Source organism: Streptomyces cinerochromogenes (assembly GCF_014648635.1).
Taxonomy (GTDB): Bacteria; Actinomycetota; Actinomycetes; order Streptomycetales; family Streptomycetaceae; genus Streptomyces; species Streptomyces cinerochromogenes.
Map to the genome: position 1 here is coordinate 173514 of NZ_BMRM01000011.1, position 17221 is coordinate 190734.

9 protein-coding genes and 1 pseudogene are annotated in these 17221 nt (G+C 73.6%); 3 read left to right on the forward strand and 7 right to left on the reverse strand.

The window, feature by feature from the left end; translation table 11 throughout:
- Window positions 1–17: 17 nt before the first annotated feature.
- Window positions 18–2300, reverse strand: coding sequence for a catalase (locus IEZ20_RS22310; RefSeq protein ID WP_189301485.1), 2283 nt, complete (start codon window positions 2298–2300; stop codon window positions 18–20).
- Window positions 2301–2695: 395 nt separating this feature from the next.
- A pseudogene (locus IEZ20_RS22315) lies at window positions 2696–4149 on the reverse strand (aminotransferase class I/II-fold pyridoxal phosphate-dependent enzyme).
- Between the two features lie 141 nt (window positions 4150–4290).
- On the opposite strand from IEZ20_RS22315, the gene IEZ20_RS22320 reads away from it, so the two are divergent.
- Entirely contained in the window at window positions 4291–5457 is a 1167-nt protein-coding gene (locus IEZ20_RS22320; protein WP_189301487.1) for an amidohydrolase, read from the forward strand.
- 22 nt (window positions 5458–5479) lie between these two features.
- Here IEZ20_RS22320 and IEZ20_RS22325 read toward each other — a convergent pair whose 3' ends face one another.
- Window positions 5480–5836, reverse strand: a complete 357-nt coding sequence (locus IEZ20_RS22325; protein ID WP_189301489.1) for an ANTAR domain-containing protein — start codon at window positions 5834–5836, stop codon at window positions 5480–5482.
- Between the two features lie 132 nt (window positions 5837–5968).
- On the opposite strand from IEZ20_RS22325, the gene IEZ20_RS22330 reads away from it, so the two are divergent.
- Window positions 5969–6919 (forward strand): AraC family transcriptional regulator, encoded by a 951-nt coding sequence (locus IEZ20_RS22330; protein ID WP_189301491.1) that lies wholly within the window; start codon window positions 5969–5971, stop codon window positions 6917–6919.
- An 8-nt stretch (window positions 6920–6927) separates the two neighbouring features.
- Here IEZ20_RS22330 and IEZ20_RS22335 read toward each other — a convergent pair whose 3' ends face one another.
- The 3 genes from IEZ20_RS22335 to IEZ20_RS22345 form a co-directional block, all read right to left on the reverse strand.
- A complete protein-coding gene (locus IEZ20_RS22335; RefSeq protein WP_189301493.1) occupies window positions 6928–9468 on the reverse strand; it encodes a discoidin domain-containing protein in 2541 nt (846 codons plus the stop codon).
- Window positions 9469–9607: 139 nt separating this feature from the next.
- On the reverse strand, window positions 9608–11395 hold the full coding sequence (locus IEZ20_RS22340; protein WP_229896193.1) for an RICIN domain-containing protein: 1788 nt from the start codon (window positions 11393–11395) through the stop codon (window positions 9608–9610).
- Window positions 11396–11548: 153 nt separating this feature from the next.
- Window positions 11549–12706 carry an FAD-dependent oxidoreductase gene (locus IEZ20_RS22345; RefSeq protein ID WP_189301498.1) on the reverse strand — a complete coding sequence of 386 codons (1158 nt, stop codon included), beginning with the start codon at window positions 12704–12706 and terminating at the stop codon, window positions 11549–11551.
- A gap of 500 nt (window positions 12707–13206) precedes the next feature.
- Here IEZ20_RS22345 and IEZ20_RS22350 point away from each other — a divergent pair, with 500 nt between their 5' ends.
- A complete protein-coding gene (locus IEZ20_RS22350; RefSeq protein ID WP_189301500.1) occupies window positions 13207–14214 on the forward strand; it encodes a Ppx/GppA family phosphatase in 1008 nt (335 codons plus the stop codon).
- Between the two features lie 186 nt (window positions 14215–14400).
- On the opposite strand, the gene IEZ20_RS22355 is transcribed toward IEZ20_RS22350, so the two are convergent.
- A complete protein-coding gene (locus IEZ20_RS22355) occupies window positions 14401–17136 on the reverse strand; it encodes a tetratricopeptide repeat protein (protein WP_189301502.1) in 2736 nt (911 codons plus the stop codon).
- Window positions 17137–17221: the final 85 nt, after the last annotated feature.

A 17221-nucleotide genomic window follows, 5' to 3' on the forward strand; every position in this document is an offset into this window, starting at 1 on the left:
GTGGGGCGTGCGTGCCGTCAGGCGGCGGACGGGAAGCGTTCCCAGACACGGTGGGCGCCGAGCAGCCGGGTGAGCTGCTGCAGCACGGCGGTGGCGGAGTCGTCGGCGATCACGCCGGGGGCGTCGAGCGGGATGCCGACCGCCTCCAGCGCGCTCTCCCCGCCCTTGGCGGCGCCGATGGCCTTCCCGTGCCGGTACGCCTCCGCCAGCAGCAGCCCGACCCGCGGGTCGGGGGTGGCCTGGTGGGTGCTGGGCTGGCCGGCCTTGGCGTCCCGGGCGCCGTAGGCGTCGCTTCCCACGCCGGGGGTGCCGGCCACCAGGAGGGCGTCGAACTCCACGGAGCGTGCGGTGGCGTAGGTCCGCTGGACGGTCAGGGCGTCCGCGCCGTCGCCGACGGTGCCGCCCGCCGGGGCGACGACCAGCGGGACCATGCCGCCGTCCAGCACGGCCTGGCGTACGGCCCGTACGCCGTCGAGGTCGCCGTCGGGGCCGGTGATGATGCCGATGATCCTGCCGTCGGTGGGCCAGGTCTGCCCGAGCTGGGAGAGGGCGGGGCTGGGCGCGACGTCGGCCAGTGGCACCGTGGGCGCGGGTGCGGGCAGGCCGAGGCCGGCGGCGACGCCCTCGCACAGCTCCGGGTCGATGTTGGCCAGGACCTGCAACGCCCGCTCACGGATGGCCTGTTCGTAGCACTTGCCGAGTTCGAAGGTGTAGGCGCCGATGATGTGCTCGCGTTCGGGCGCGCTCATGCTGAGCCAGAACCGGCGCGGTTGGCTGAAGTGGTCGTCGAAGGACTCGGGTGCCTCGCGCACCTTGGACGCCTCCGGGATCCGTACGGGTGTCTCGACGTACGCGCCGTCGGCTTGCGCGCCGGGGGTGAACGGGCAGCCGCCGTCGAGGGAGTTGGGGCGGTAGGGGGCCGTTCCCCGGTGGACGGCGGTCTGGTGCATGCCGTCGCGCAGCATGTCGTTGACGGGGGCGTGCGGCCGGTTGATGGGCAGCTGCGGGAAGTTGGGGCCGCCGAGCCGGGTGATCTGGGTGTCCAGGTAGGAGAAGAGCCGGCCGGCGAGCAGCGGGTCGTCGGTGATGTCGATGCCCGGGACGAGGTGGCCGACGTGGAAGGCGACCTGTTCGGTCTCGGCGAAGAAGTTCGACGGGTTGCGGTCGAGGGTGAGCAGCCCGATCGGCTGCACGGGGGCCAGTTCCTCGGGGACGATGTTCGTCGGGTCCAGCAGGTCGATGCCCTCGAAGGTCTGGTCGGGGGTGTCGGGGAAGGTCTGGATGCCGAACTCCCACTGGGGGTAGGCGCCCGCCTCGATGGCGTCGGCGAGGTCCCGGCGGTGGAAGTCCGGGTCGACGCCGTTGATGATCTGCGCCTCCTCCCACACCAGCGAGTGCACGCCCAGCTTGGGCTTCCAGTGGAACTTCACCAGGGTCGTCTCACCGGCCGCGTTGACCAGCCGGAAGGTGTGGACGCCGAAGCCCTCCATCGTGCGGTACGAGCGCGGGATGCCCCGGTCGGACATGTTCCACAGGGTGTGGTGGGTGGCCTCGGTGTGCAGGGTGACGAAGTCCCAGAAGGTGTCGTGGGCGCTCTGGGCCTGGGGGATCTCCCGGTCCGGGTGCGGCTTGCCGGCGTGGATGACGTCCGGGAACTTGATGGCGTCCTGGATGAAGAAGACCGGGATGTTGTTGCCGACCAGGTCGAAGACGCCCTCGCTGGTGTAGAACTTCGTCGCGAAGCCCCGGGTGTCGCGGACGGTGTCGGAGGAGCCCCGGGAGCCGAGCACGGTGGAGAAGCGGACGAACACCGGTGTCTCGATGTCCTCGGCGAGGAACGCCGCCTTGGTCACGTTGGCGGCGGTGCCGTAGCTGCGGAACACACCGTGCGCGCCGGCGCCGCGGGCGTGGACCACGCGCTCCGGGATGCGCTCGTGGTCGAAGTGCATGACCTTCTCGCGCAGGTGGTGGTCCTGCAGGAGCACCGGTCCGCGGGGGCCCGCCTTGAGGGAGTGGTCGGTGTCGTACAGCCGGGTGCCCTGGGCGTTGGTCAGGTAGCTGCCGCTCTGCGCCATCCGGGCCTGGTCGGCGCCGGTCGGCTGCCCGGTGGGCGAGACGGTGTCCGGGCCGGTCTGGTCGGGCTTGGGGGGCAGCGGCTCGCGAGGCCGGGTCGGTTCGGCGACCGGCGGCGACTCGGCTCCGGGCTTGCCGGGGATGCCGTCCTCGGGGCCCGCGGGCCCGCCCTGGAGGGCGTCCGCCACCTTGTCCGCCGCTCGCTTCAGGGGGTTCGTCTCGCTCATCAGTACCTGTTCCTTCGCTGGTCACGCCGGGGGCATGCGGCCGACACCGGGATATACCGGGTGGAATTCGAACGAAAGGGGGTGCCATCGGCACTCGTACCGAGGTCCCCGGGCCGGGGCGTCCGAAACCGGGAATCACGGCGATTTCCGGTCGGGGTGAAGTCGGGCCGTCTCCTGTCGAGTTGCCGGGGCAGGAGGCCCGCCGGACGCGCTGGTCCGGACCCGGGGACCACCGGCAGGGCCAAGTGCCCCCTGCCGACGACGTGTTCAGCAGCAGGGCCGGCTTCTTGACCCGGGGCAGGCAGGCAACCGGCCGCCCGCACACGCCACCTTAGGCGGTGGCGGCGGCCGGCGCAGTCCGGGCGCGGCCGGGCGCGTGGAGCCGGGCCGGACGGTCAGGGGCGTGCCGTCACCCGCACGGTCTCCAGGGCCGGGTCCGCCGCGCCCGCGATGAGGAAGCCGTGGGCGACACCGCTGCGCAGGTAGTCGAGGGCCTCCGCGGTGATCACCTCGCCGGGTGCGACGACCGGCACGCCCGGCGGATAGGGGCAGATCACCTCGGCGGCGACACGGCCCGCTCGGCGGGTACCTGCTCGGCCGGTCCGAAGAAGGCGTCGCGGGGCAGGACGGCCTGTTCGAGTTCGAGGACGTGGGGTTCGGGCAGGTGGACGGGGGGCTGCCGCTCGATGGTGTCCGCCCGCTCGACCAGCGTGCGCACGGATTCCAGCAGCAGTTTCTCGGTCTCGTCGTCGGCGTGGGTGATGGAGGCGCTGATCCGGCAGGTGTCCGAGCCGCCCACGTCGATGTGGCAGTGGGCGCGCAGCCACTCGGCCGCCTGCATGCCGCTGATGCCGAGTTCCCGTACGTCGACGACGATCTTCAGCGGGTCGAACTCGGCGGCCAGGCCCTCCTCGATGATCTCGCCGCCCATCACCCGCAGCCCCGGCAGCTCCCGCAGCCGCGCCCGGATGCGCTCGGCGCGGTGCAGGGCCGTGTCCAGCAGTCCGTGGCCTTGCTCCACCATCTGCCGGCGCCACCCGTCGAGGGTCGCGTAGACCAGGGAGGAGGCGCTGGTGGTGCCGAGCAGGTCCTCGCGCTGCTTGAGGACGTCGGGCGAGATCCGGTCGTGCTGGAGGTGGAACACCGAGCTCTGCTCGATCGCGCCGCCCATCTTGTGGACGCTGGTGACGACCAGGTCGGCGTCCGCGTCCATGCCCCAGGTCGGCAGCCCGGGGTGGAAGGGCAGGTGCGCGCCCCACGCCTCGTCCACGATGAGCGGCACGTCGGAGGCGTGGCAGGCGTCGGCCACGCCCCGGATGTCGGCGCAGGTTCCCCAGTCGGTGGGCGTGATCAGCAGCATGCCCTTGGCGTCCGGGTGCTCGCGCAGCCGGGCCCGGACGTCGTCGGGCTCCGGCGGGTGGGCGATGTGCCGTTCCGTGTCGAACTTCGGGTGGACCCAGACCGGCTCCACACCGTTGATGATCACCGCGGAGATGACCGCCTTGTGCGCGTTGCGGGACAGCAGCAGCTTCTCGCCCGGCCCGGCGACCGAACACATCGCGGTCTTCACGGACAGGGAACTGCCGCACGTGGAGAAGAAGGCGTGCTCGGCGCCGACCGCGTCGGCCATCAGCTCCTCGGCCTGTTGCAGCACGCCCTGCGACTGACGGCGGTCGTCCAGGCCGTTCAGGGAGAGCACGTCCGAGCGGAAGACGTCCATGCCGACGATCTCGGCGACGCGCGGATCGGCCCCGCGGCCCTGCTTGTGACCCGGCGGCCCGTATGCCACGTCGCCTCGGCGCCGGAATTCCTGCAGTGCCTCCAGGACGGGTACGCGCGAGTGGTCCATGGCTTTCCTCCTGAGCTGGTCGGTGCCGCCTCCACCGTGTTGCACCGGCCGGGCGCCCCAAACACTCCGTCCGGTGTCAGGGGGCCGTCCGGGTGGAACCCGGGCCGGCACGCACCACACCGCCGAACCGGAGGAGGTCTCGTGTCCCTGTACCAGCGGATCCGGGAGGAGGCCGCACGGCGCGCCGACGCGCTGTGGGCCGTGGCGTCGGCCCTGCACGCGGAGCCGGAGACCGCGTTCGCCGAACACCGGGCGGCGGCGCTGCTGAGCGGCGAGCTGGAGGGCGCCGGCTTCGAGGTGCGGCGCGAGATCGCGGGCCTGCCGACCGCGTTCACGGCCCGCTCGGGCGAGGGGCGGCCCGTGGTGGCGTTCCCGCTGGAGTACGACGCCCTGCCCGGGCTCGGGCACGCCTGCGGGCACAACCTGATCGCGGCGGCCGGTCTCGGAGCGGCCCTGGTCACGGACGCCGTGCGGGACGGCGCCGGGGGAACGGTCCTCGCGGTGGGCACGCCGGCCGAGGAGGGCGGGGGCGGCAAGGCCCTGGAGGCGGAGGCCGGGGTCTTCGACGGGGTGGACGCCGCTCTGATGTTCCACCCCGGGGTGTACGACTGGGTGCGGGCGCCGCTGACCGCGCAGGAGCAGTACCGGGTCGGCTTCCGGGGGCGGGCCGCGCATCCCACGGGCAACCCGACGGAGGGCATCGACGCGCTGGCGGCGCTGATCGAGCTGTTCAACGTGCTGTCGGCGCTGGCCCGGCGGCTGCCGGAGGGGTCCCATGTGCAGGGAATCGTCACCGAGGGCGGCACGGCCACGAACATCGTCCCGGAGTACGCCGAGGGCCGCTTCGGGCTGCGCGCCCTGACCACGGCCGCCCTGGACGAGCTGGCGGGGCAGCTGCGCACCGCCGCCGAGGGCGTCGCGCTGGCGACCGGGACGGCCGTCACGGTGGAACGGGCGAGCGTGCGCTACGAGCACTTCCGGGACAGCACGGTGCTGTCCGAGCGGTTCGCCGGGCACCTGGACCACGCCGGCATCACCCTCACCCCGCCGGTTCCGGGCGTCTACCTGGGCTCCTCCGACATCGGCAACGTCAGCGGCCGGGTGCCCGCGATCCATCCCTTCGTCGCGATCATGGGCGCCGACGGCTCCGACCACACGCCGGAGTTCGCCGAGGCCGCGGCCTCGGAGCGGGCCCGCGGTGTGCTCCTGGCGGTGGTGGAGGCGCTGGCCTGCACGGCCGTGGACGTCCTGCGGGAACCGGGGCTCCGCGACCGCGCGTGGGAGGACCTGCGCCGCGCCCCGGCCTGACCGCGCCCGCCCGCGGCCGGGCTCACCCCGGCCGGCCGGACGGTGCCTCCCGCTCGGCCTCGCGGGGGTCGGCACCGGTCTGGGCACGCGCGTGCTCCACGGCGGCCGGCAACGCCCGGCGGATCACCTCCGGGAGCGTGCGCCGGGCCGGCCACTCGACCAGGCAGCGCGCCACCTCCCGCAGTTTGACGTTGGTGTGCTGCGACATGTGCTTCAGGGCCTCCCAGCCCTGCTCCCGCCGCAGACCGCCCACGGTGATGACCACGCCGATCGCCTGGTCGACCAGGGCGTGCGACACCAGCGCCTGGCGCAGCTGGTCCACCTCGTCCCGGAGTGCCTTCACCTGCTCATGCTCCGTCCGCTCGTCGGGTCCGATCATGCGATTCACCCTCAGTGGTGCGGCCGCTGCCCGCCAGCCGCCAGGCGAACAACAGGGCAAGCCTCCGTACAGAAAACGAAAAATGGCTGGTGGAAGCCCCATACACGCGGGGATCAGGGGCAGCGGGAGGCCATGGAGACACTCACCTTCGACAGCGACGACCTCGATGTCACGGAGGACTTCCTCAGCCGCGCCTACGCCCGGATGCGGATCGGCAGCGGCAGCCCCGGCTCCCACCGCGCCCGGATCCGCCGTACCGGCATCGATGCGGTGAGTGTCGACGAACTCGCGCTGGACTTCGAGATGGACTACTCGGTGACCCCGCTCGGCCGGATCTGTCTGTGCGTCATGCACGAGGGGACCGTGCGGGACCACGCCTTCCAGGGCGTCGAGGACTCCTTCGGCGCGGGTGACGTGGTGCTGTTCGCACCGCCGGACCTGCCGTACACGGGCCGGATCTGCAACGCCCGGTACAACATCACGATGCTGGAACCGACGCTGCTCGCCCAGGTGGCGGGGGACGCCGACGGCTCGCGGCCGGTACGGCTGACCGGGCACCGGCCGCGCTCGGCGGTGTCGGCGCGGCATCTGTACCGCACGATCGTCCATCTGCGGGACACGGTGCTCGCCGATCCCGAGATGGCGGACCAGCCGCTGGTCGCGGCCACGGCGGCCCAGCACCTGGCCGCGAGCGTGCTGGCCGCGTTCCCGAACACGGCGCTGGACGGGTCCGCCGCCGACAGCGCCGACGCGCACCCGGCGGTGCTGCGCCGCGCGCTCGCCTACATCGACGACCACGCGGACCAGCCGGTGACGGTCGCGGACATCGCCGCCGCGGCCCATGTGACGGCCCGCGCGCTCCAGTACGCCTTCCGCCGCCACCTGGACACCACTCCGCTCGCCCAGCTGCGCCGGGTACGGCTCGCGCACGCCCATCACGACCTGGTGGCCGCCGACCCCGGCACCGGAGCCACGGTCACGGAGATCGCGGCCCGGTGGGGTTTCCACCATCCGGGCCGCTTCGCCTCCCTGTACCGGGACACCTACCAGCGGGCCCCGCACGAGACCCTGGCCGGCGGCTGAGCGGTGTCCTAGGGGAAGGACGTCACCTTGGACGGGACCGTGTCGGTGCCCGAGGTGGGTGCGCCGGTGCTGTTGACGACGTGCGCGTACTGGCCCTTGCCGCCGAGGGAGATCACCAGCAGGTCGTGCATCCTGATCCCCGGTGCCACGGGCGTCTGGAAGCCGTGCGCCTGGACGATCGACGGATCGGCGGTGTAGTTGCAGTAGCTGCCGAGCCCCCACGCCTCGTGGGTGCTCACCGAGTCGGCGACCTTGTAGGCCGCGTAGCCGGTGATGCCGTCGTGGGTGATGGCGGCGGCGTTCGGGGCGTCGTACGCCTTCTCGTTCTGGAAGAAGATCGTCCGGCCGCGTTCTCCGCTCCAGTAGACGTCGTACTTGTTGAAGTGCTCCACGAACAGGCCGGTGGCGAGGACGTCGTCGCCGTTGACGCGCAGGCCGTAGTCGGCGCGGTTGGTGTCCCAGCCGACGCCGCTGCCGTGGTCGGCGCGCCAGATCCAGGTGTGGTCGATGATGACGTCGTCGCTGTTCACCACCACGGAGTCGGTGGCGAGTCCGGGTCCGGCGCCGCCGATGCGGATGAACACGTCCTGCATGGTGGTGGGGTTGGCGGAGTGGTCGGCGGTGGCGCCGGGGGTGCCGATGCGGAGCAGGGCGGCGGAGTTGACCGGGCCGGCGTCGATCAGGAATCCGGCGAGCCGCACGCCGTCGACGTCGGCGACGTGCATCGCGTCGACGCCGTTGTCGGGGACGAGGGTGGCGAGGCCGAGACCGAGGACGACGGTGTTCGGGCGGGTGACGTCGAGGGTCTGGTCGAGGTGGTAGACGCCGGGAGTGAACAGGAGGTTGAGGCCCTGGGCGAGGGCCTGGTTGATGGTGGCCGCCGTGGCGCCCGGCTTGACGACGTAGAACTGGTCGAGCGGGAGGGACGTACCGGCGTTCGCGGGCCAGGAGACGCCCCGGGCGTTGGTGCGCTTGGCCGGGACGAACACCTTGTAGGCGGAGCCGTCCAGGTACAGGAACGGCTTCTCGCGGGAGACCGGGGTGGTGTCCAGGGTGGTGTACGGGCCGCTGTCGAAGTTGGTGGCGGGTGCGCCCTGGACGCCGGAGAAGGTCATGTTCCACACGCCGTTGGTCCAGCCGCCGACCGAGCTGTCCCGGGTGTACCACTGCTGCTGGGAGTACGGGCCCACCGTGCCGTCGATCTTCGAGTCCGCGATGTAGCCGCCGGAGGCCCAGCCGTAGCCGTTGGGGGCGAGGTTGAGGCCGCCCTGGACGTGGATCCGGCGGAAGGGCGCGGCCTGGGCGACGGCCCACCGGTCGGTACCGCTGACCGGTTTGAGGGCGAGGTTCTCCGCCGAACGCCAGAAGTTCTGCGTGGCGTTGCCGTTGAACCAGCCCGCGTCGACCGTGATGTCCCCGTTGATCTGTGTGTCGTCCGGGTTCAGGCCGAGGCCGGAGATCGAGGTGTAGAAGCCGAGCTGGGCGTTGATGTTGTCGTAGGTGCCGGGCTTGAGCAGGAACTGGTAGCGGCCGGTGCCGAACTGGGCGGACTCCTGCTTGGCGAAGACGTCGTCGAACTTCTGCTGGAGGTTCGGCGTGGAGGGGTCGACGACGATGACGTTCGGGCCGAGGTCGCCGCCGCCCTGGACGGGCGGGACGCCGGTGGTGCCGGTGTGCACGGCGACCTCCCACAGGGAGTAGCCGTAGCCGGTGCCGCGGGCGGTGCCGTGGACGCGGACGTACCGGCCGGAGCCGCTGACGTCGTAGGACGCGGTGCCGCCGGTCGCCCCGGTGACGCTCCTGAGGGTGTTCCAGGTCTGTCCGTCGGCGGAGGCCTGGATCTGGAAGTCCTTGGCGTAGGCGGCCTCCCAGGTCAGGTCGACCTTGCACAGGTCCTGGACGGAGCCGAGGTCCACCTGGAGCCACTGGGGGTCGGCGGCCTGGCTGGACCAGCGGGTCGCGGTGCTGCCGTCGAAGGCGGCGGAGGCGGGTGTGCCGGCGTTCTCGGTGGAGGAGGCCGTCGCGGGCCTGCCCTGGGCGGCATTGGCGGTGCCGCAGGCGGACGGGGCGCCGTCGGTGCTGCCGTACACCTGGAACTCCCACAGGGAGTAGCCCCAGGCGGTGGCCCGGTGCACGCCGAGCATCCGTACGTAGCGGCCGCGGCCGGACACGTCGACCGTGTCGGTGCCGCCGTCGGATCCGCTGACGGACTTCAGGTCCGTCCAGCTGGTCCCGTCGCCGGATATCTGGACCTTGTAGTCCTTGCCGTAGGCGGCCTCCCAGTCGAGGACGACCCGGGTGACGGTGGCGGTGGCCCCGAGGTCGACCCGGACCCACTGGTCGTCGCTCGCGGCCGAGGACCAGCGGGTGCCGGTGTCGCCGTCGACGGCCTTGGCGGCGGCGGTGCCGCCGTTCTCCTCGGACGAGGCGGTGGCGGACTTCCCCTGGGACAAGGGGGTTTCGGCGGCCGTGGCCGCGGGGTGGGTGGTGGGCAGGGCGAGCAGCGCGGCCGTGGCGGCCAGCGCTGCGCCCAGGGATCTCAGTCTCATGCGGCGGCTCCAGACGTGTGGGGATGCAAAGGGTTCACCCCATGGCTTAGTTCATGTTTTGATTTAAGTGATGAACCAAGCGGCCCACAAGCCTTGTGACACCACATCCTTCGACTGCCGCCGCCGAGCACGTCGGCGGCTAGCCCTCCAACGGCCTGAGCGACAGGGTCTGTTCGGCGGCCGTGCGGCCGTCGCCGACGGTGCCGCCGGTGGTGTCCGTCCAGGTGCGCAGCGCAGTGGTCTCGGCGAGCCGGCCGGTGGTCGCGGAGAGGGCGAGGACGAGGCCGCTGTAGCGGTTGACCAGGCGGTCACCGCCGCCGGCGGCGGAGCCGGGGATCACGAACCACTGCTGTCCGACGGCCGGTCCGCCGGCCCGGGCCGCGGTGACCGTGGGCCGGGCGCCCCAGGCGCGGCCGGCCGTCCGGCCCGAGTCGACGCTCAGCAGCCGGCCGGTCGCGGTGTTGGCGACGGTGAAGGCGCCGTCGCCCGTGGGGGTGAAGGACCACGACTCGCGGGCGGAGCCGGAGGGCCGCGCCACCGAGGTGACGGCGGTACCGCCGGACGCCTGGGCGAGGACACGGCCCGTGCCGGCGGCGATGCGGTACCTGCGGCCGGTCTCCACCGGCGGCGCGGCCGGCGCGGCGGAGTCGACGGTAATGTCGACGTACTCGCCGGAGGCGTCGTGGGAGCAGCCGAAGGAGCAGTAGGCGCGGAAGGTCCTGCCGACGACGGTGGAGCCGGTGCGGTTCGCCCGGTCCAGGAACCAGCGGTACCAGGAGGCGGTGGTGTAGTCGCCGGTGTCGCCGATGAGCCGCCACTTCTGGGTGGCCAGGTCGTCGGTGGCGTACAGGTACTGCGGTGCGTGGCCGCTCTGGTCGACGGCCTGCGGCGTGCCGATGTACAGGCCGAGGTGGGCGTCGTAGGCGATGTTCAGGACGAAGAGGGGTGAGGTCGGGGGCATGGTGCCGGCCGCGATCTGCTGGGCGGCGGTCCCGGTGTTGGCCGGGTCGTACTCGGCGTCGGCCGGGGTGTAGCCGGTGGGGTGGCCGGCGTCGACGGGGACGAGGTTGCTCTCCCGGCCGCCGGTGCCGGGCTGGGACCAGGCCCCGTCGTACCACTTGCGCCAGGAGCCGGGGGCCATCTTCGCGGCGATCGGGGCGCGGGCCACGTGCTCGTAGAAGGCCTTCCAGCCGCCGCTCTTGTCGATGATCCGCGAGCCGTAATAGACGTAGAAGTAGCCGGAGGCCGGGTCCACGAACAGGCGTTGGTCGCCGTCTCCGTAGGAGTACGTCTCGTGCGGGAAGGCCGTGGTGTCACCGCGCCCGGTGCTGTACGGCGAGGTGATCACGTGGTCCTTCACGGTCCAGGTGCGGCCCTGGTCGGTGGAGACGGCGTAGTCGACGGCGTCGTAGTGGAGTCCGTCACCGAAGGGCTGGGGGGTGAACTCGTTGTGCACCAGGCCGTACCAGTCGCCGGTGTCGGGGTCGACCCACACCCCGGACAGGTCGCAGTAGTTCTTCTGCGCGTACCCCGAGCCGGCCGGCGCGTACGTCGCCTCGCGCCCGGTCGGGCTGTTGTTGCAGCGCCAGGTGGTGTCGTCGTTGCGGTCGGCGGGGTTGGCCGGGTCGGCCGCCTCGCTGAGCGTGCGGTCGAAGGCGGCGCTGTCGAAGTCCTTGCCGGTGTAGAAGTCCCACACCCGGGGGTCGCCGGCGCCGTAGAGCGCGGCGGACTGCTGGTAGTGGAAGGTGCCGTCCCTGTCGAGGTAGGGGGTGGCGGGGGTGTCCGTGGGGTGGGCGAACGGCACCGGGGTGCCCACGGTCACGGTGTAGCCGGCGGCGCCGGGGGACGAGGTCTGCGCGGGCACCGCGGTGCCGCCGCCCAGGACCAGGGCGACGGCGGCGGCGACGGTGCCGCCTGCTCTGCTCAACGGTCGCACGGGTGCTCCTTGTTGCCGAAGGGCCGGTTGCACGGAACGATCCGGCTCCGGCCGCACCCCGGCAATGGACTCCCACGCCCCGCCTCTTGCACTTTCGTGCGCGCGGGCCGGTCTTTGCGACCACGTTCGCGCACGCAGCGGCGGTCAGTACGGTTCGGGCGACAGCGGGGTGTCCCAGGCCAGTTGGCGCAGCAGCCGCTCGTCCGGTCCGGCGGGGCGGGCGGCGACGGGGGCCGGGCGGGAGGGTGCGCGGGTGCCGCGGGAGAGGCCGCCGCTGACGGTGATGTTGTGCTCGGTCCGCGGCCTCCGGTGGCGTTCGTACGCGGTGAACGCGCGCTCGGGGTCCGGCAGGTCGCGCACCGCCTTGGCCAGGACGACGGCGTCCTCCAGGGCCATGGAGGCGCCCTGGCCGGTGGCCGGGGAGGCCGCGTGGGCCGCGTCACCGGCCAGCAGGACCCGTCCGGTGTGCCACGGGGCGCCGAGCGGCATCTCCATCGCGTTGACGACCATGATCTCCCCGTCGGCGGTCGCGACCAGGTCGGCGGCGGGCGTCCTGTCCTCGCGGAGCAACGGCAGCAGCTGTGCGCGCAGTCCGGCGGAGGGCGCGGCGGCCGCCGCGGCGGGCAGCGGACCGCCGCCGGCGCGGGCGAACCAGTACGTCCGCCCCTGGGGGGACACCGTGTACCCGAACGCGGTGGCACTGCCCCGCACCATGGTGATGGCGCCCTGAGCGGCGGTCACGGGTGCGGTGCCGGTGTAGCCGTAGTAGACCCGCTGGCCGCAGTACCCCGGCCGGGCCTCGGGAAACAGCAGCCGGCGGACGGCCGACTTCAGTCCGTCGGCGCCGACGAGCAGGTCCCCGGTGGCCGTGGTGCCGTCGGCGAAGCGGGCGGTGACCCCGTCCGGTCCGTCGGTCACGGCGACCAGGCGGGCCCCGTGGCGCAGCCGGATGCCCCGCCGGACCGCCTCGCCCTGGAGGGCCGCGTTCAGCTCGCCGCGGCGCAGACAGCGGTAGCGCAGCGCGGGGTCGTCGGCCTCGCCGAGCGGTGCGTGCGTGACCTCGGTGCCCTTACTGTCGAGCAGCCGCAGGGAAGTCAGCGGAAAACCGACGGCCGTGACGGCGGCCGTGGCGTCCAGTTCGGCCAGCGCGCGCATGCCGTTGCTCGCCAGGGTGAGGAAGGCGCCGATGTCCTCGGCCGTGTCCGGGTGTGCCTCGAACACGGTGACGTCGACACCGGCCTTGTGCAGGCCGAGGGCGGTCGCGGTCCCCGCGATGCCACCGCCGATCACCAGTACCCTCATCGCATCCGCTCCGGTCACCCGCCGCTCCGCCCGCCGACAGTGGTCCTGGCCATCTAAGGGCAGGTGCGGGACCGTCGGGAGCCGGGAGGGCGGGATCCGGACAGGGCCGGGGACGAGACCGCGGGCGAGGGAGGGGGATCGCGGGCGAGGGAGGGGGACCGCGAGCGAGAGAGAGGGGGGGATTGCGGGTGGAGGAGCCGGATTTCCGTGTGCTGCTCACCGGTGCGGGGCAGGCGGGCGGCCGTCCGGGCCGCGGAGCTGCTACGGGGGGCGGGAGCCCGGGCGGACGTGGTGTGGGGGGACTGAGGGGTGTGCGGGGGGTGCGCCCGCACGCTGCCTCGCAGTGGGCGTCCGCTGGAGCCCGGGCCCGTGCGCCTCGCGTTCCTGGGCCGCGTCGGACCGCCCGGCGAGCGGGTCCTGAAGCGCGCGAGGGTGACGGCGTGCATCGGCACGCCCCCCGTGTGACGGGTTGTCGCCGGTGAAGTGGGTACTTCCCGGCCATGCGGGTGAGCGTGGTGGATGCGGGGTCGAACACGGTCCGTCTGGTGATCGCCGATGTGGAGGGTGGCGTTCCGCTGCCGGTGCACACCGTCAAGTGGAAGCTGCGCCTGTCCGAACAGGTCGGCCCGGACGGCGCCCTCGCCGACGAGGCGGTGGAGGAGCTGGTGAAGGCGGTGGCCGCGGCGGGCGCCACGGCCCGGCGCTGGCACGCGGCGGGCCCGCTGGCCTTCGCGACCGCGGTGGTCCGCAACGCCACCAACCGTCAGGAGGTGCTCCAGCGGGTGGCGTCCGGCACCGGGATCCGAATGTGCACCCTGCCCGGGGAGACCGAGGCGGAGCTGACCTTCCTGGCGGCCCGCCGCTGGCTCGGCTGGAAGGCGGGCCCCCTCGCCCTGCTCGACATCGGCGGCGGCGCGCTGGACGTGGCCTTCGGCCGGGGCCGGCTGCCCGACTTCGCCGCCTCCCTGCCGCTCGGCGCGAACCGGCTGACCCAGGAGTACCTGGGCGTCCAGGACCCGCCGGGGGCGGCCGAGCTGAAGGTGCTGCGCCGCCGTATCCGCCACGAACTGCGGGACGTGGCCGCCCGGATCCGCTGGGAGCGTCCGCGCACCGCCGCCGTCACCTCGCGTACGTTCCAGCAACTGGCCCGGCTGTGCGGGGCCGCGCCGGGGCGGTTCGGGCCGTTCGTGGAGCGGGAGCTGGCCTGCCGGGACCTGCGGGAGGCGGTGCGCTCCCTCGCCGCGCTGCCCGCCGCCGAACGCGCCCAGCTGCCCGGCATCTCCGCGCCGCGCGCCGCCCAGAGCCTGGCCGGAGCGGTGGTCGGGCACACCGCGCTGAAGCTGATGGGCCTGCCCCGGGCCGTCGTCTGCCCCTGGGCGATCCGCGAGGGGGTGCTGCTGCGCTACGTCGAGGACGGATCCGACTGGTGGACGGACGTCACCGGCGAGACCGCCGCCCCCGCACCGGCACCGGCGGCCACCCTGCGCATCGCCGGCCCACCCGCGTGACCGGGCGCGGCCCGCGGCCGACGGGGACGGAGCGACAGCGCCGGCCGACGGTGCACGAGCGGCAGTACCGACCGCCGGGCACCGAGCGATAGCGCCGGCCGCCGGGCACCGAGCGGCAGTGCGGGCCGCCAGTGCACGAGCGGCAGTACCGACCGCCAGTGCCCCCCGTCGCAACCGCGGGCCGGTTCAAGGCCGTTCGGCCGGCCCTCGCACAGGCAGGGGGTCGGGCGGGGCCGCGCTCCACGGTGGCGAGATCGCGCCGTCGGGCTCCCAGCCGTACCGCCGCAGCCGCTCCGCCTCCTCCGTACGGCCTGCCGCCTTCAGCAGGTCCGCGTACTGCCGCCAGGCATACGGGTCACCGGCTTGCGAGGCGCGGCGGAGCCAGTCGAGCGCCTCCCGCGTGCGCCCCGCGGCGTGGAGCAGCTGGGCCACGGTGGCCCGGGCCTCGCCGTACTCCGCCGCGGCACGGCGGTCGGCGCACGCCATGAGCCAGGCGAACGCCGCGTCCGGGCCCTCGGCCGGCGTCATCAGGCGCGCGGTGTGCCCGAGGGCGTCCAGGTCCCCCTCCTCGGCCGCCCGCCGGTACCAGTCGGCGGCCTGAGCGGGCCGCCCCAACCGCTCGCACAGCGCGGCGGCGTGCGCTGCCGCGCCCCGCCCGCCTTCGGCCGCCTCCTCCTCGTACCGCGCGAGCGCCTCGGCAGGGTCGCCGTCCTGCCGCGGCGCCTCGGCGGTGCCCTGAGCCGTCGTCCGCCGGGCGGCCTTGGCGAACTCCTCCCCCAGGTACACCATGACGGTCAGCGCACGCCGCACCTCGCCGTCCTCACCGGCCGCGGAATGCTCCCGCAGACGGTGCCGGAGTCCGGTGTCCTCGGCCAGGTGGTGCAGCAGCGCGGTCCCCGCCCACGGAAGCCTGACCTCCTCCCTCGCGAGCTCTTCCCGTGCCCGCTCCAGCAGCCAGACCAGAACGGCGGTGCCGCTGTCGCCGCGCCGGCGCATCAGGTCGGCGGCCCGCATCACGGCGTACCCGCCGTCGGCCTCGGCCTCCTGCCGGTGGTGGACGAGCGCCTCGTCCGTACGGCCCAGGTGCTCCAGCAGAGAGGCCAGGGGGCCCCGCGCGCGGGAGACACCGGCGTCCAGCGCGCGGCGGAAACAGGCCTCCGCGTCCCCGTGCCGTCCGGCGCCGTGCAGCAGCATGCCCGCGTACATCCAGCTCTCCCGGCACCCCGCCTCGGCCGCGCGCGTGTGCCAGACGACGGCTTCGTCCCGTCTGCGGGTCTCCTCCATGATTCCGGCCACCCGGGCCATGGCGTCCGGGTCCCCTGTGCCGGCGAGGGGCAGGCACCACAGCAGGGCCTCGTCGTGCCTGTCGTGCTCCTCCAGGAACTGGGAGACGGCCAGTACGGCTCCCGGTGTCTTCGCCTCGGCCGCGGCCACCAGGAGACGCAGCGCGATCCGCAGATGCCCCCGTTCTCCGGCCGACTCGGCCAGCGCCCTCAGGGAGCCGGGCGCCGCGTGGTCCCCGAGGGCGTCCCACAGCCCGGCCGGCGGGACCTCGGTGTGCCGTTCCCGGCGGCCGTGCTGGTCCAGGTAGTCGGCGAGCCGGACCGTGTCGGTGACGACGAGAGGGCGGCCGGGCCGGCGGACGGTGACCGGTGTGAGCGGCCCGGACGTTCCGCGCGACGGCTCGCCCAGATCGGTGAGGGCGGCTTCGAGGTCGTCGTCCGCCACCATGTCGTACCGGCGGCCGGTGAGGTAGTGCGGGATCGCCGCCTCCAGCAGCAGCCGCGGCAGGGCCACTTGGTGTCCGAGCCGGCGGACGTCCATGGCCGACTCGATCAGCGCCCGCTCCAGCGCGGTGGCGGTCTCGTAGCGGTCGAGGAGAGCGCGGCCACCGGCGAGGTACTGGGTGATCCGCCCCTGCTCGCCGTGGTCCAGCGCCTCCTGGATCCGGGGGTCCCGGGCCGCGAGGCGCCTCAGCTCGGGCAGGTCGGTGTCCTCGAAGGCGTCCGGGACCCGGTGGTGCCTGCCGGTCAGCAGGGCACGGGCGTGCGCGTGCGGATCACCGCGTTCGCCGGCCCTGCGCGGCTTGACCAACTCGGCCCACTCCTCGGGCCAGGTGGTGCCGAGCACCAGCAGCGGGGCCCGGCGCGGGTCGTCGAGCACCTCGCGCAGCAGGGCGGCCGCCTGTTCGCCCCGGGCACCGCTCAGGAAACGGTCCACCTCGTCCAGCCACAGGACGGTGCGCGGAGCGATGTCCTCCAGCGCGGCGATCAGCGCCTCGGAGCGGTCCGGTACGAGGGGGTGCAGCAGTCGCCAGTCCGAGGGGAGCAGGGCGAGCGCTTCCCAGCACGCCCTCGTCTTGCCGGTGGAGGAGTCCCCGACGAGTACGGCGATGGCGCTGGTCCACCGCCCGTCGCCGCGCCGGAGAACGCTGTTCACCACGTCGGACAGCCACCGGTCGTGCGCGCGCCGGACGTAGAGCGGCAGCTCCCGGCCGGCGCCGCCGTCGATGGCCCGGTGCACCTGCAGGGCGAACGGATCGGTGAACTCGCGCACCGGCCGTCCGGGAGCGGGCGTCGCCGAGCGGGGCCTCCGTACCGGCTGTGCCGTGTCCAGCAGATCCCGCCACCAGCGTTCGTCGGGTTCCTCGCCCGCCCAGGAACTCCACAGTCGGACCAGCGCCAGGACGTCGTCGCCGCACCTGTCACTCGGGACCTTGGGTTCCCTGGCCCGGTCCAGCGGCACCCAGTCGCTGATCCGCCGGCTCTCGACCGTTCTGCCGTACGGGGACCTGCCGAGCGCCCGGGCGACCTCCCTGCGCGAGTACCGACGGCCGGTCCGGCGCAGTGCGTCCCGCGCGCGTTGCTCCAGGGCGCGCAACTGCTCGTAGAGCGCCTGGGCCTGCTGAGACCGCGCTGTCACCCACATCCCCCTTCTGCCCGCCGTCCGTTCCCGCCCGCGGCGGGCAGGGCGGGCAACGCGCCGAACAGCCAGCGTAGGACGAGTT

Coding starts and splice junctions, on each gene's coding strand:
- IEZ20_RS22350 (WP_189301500.1), top strand. CDS start 13,207: ATGCGGGTGAGCGTGGTGGATGCGGGGTCGAACACGGTCCGTCTGGTG.
- IEZ20_RS22310 (WP_189301485.1), bottom strand. CDS start 2,300: ATGAGCGAGACGAACCCCCTGAAGCGAGCGGCGGACAAGGTGGCGGAC.
- IEZ20_RS22330 (WP_189301491.1), top strand. CDS start 5,969: ATGGAGACACTCACCTTCGACAGCGACGACCTCGATGTCACGGAGGAC.
- IEZ20_RS22325 (WP_189301489.1), bottom strand. CDS start 5,836: ATGATCGGACCCGACGAGCGGACGGAGCATGAGCAGGTGAAGGCACTC.
- IEZ20_RS22345 (WP_189301498.1), bottom strand. CDS start 12,706: ATGAGGGTACTGGTGATCGGCGGTGGCATCGCGGGGACCGCGACCGCC.
- IEZ20_RS22335 (WP_189301493.1), bottom strand. CDS start 9,468: ATGAGACTGAGATCCCTGGGCGCAGCGCTGGCCGCCACGGCCGCGCTG.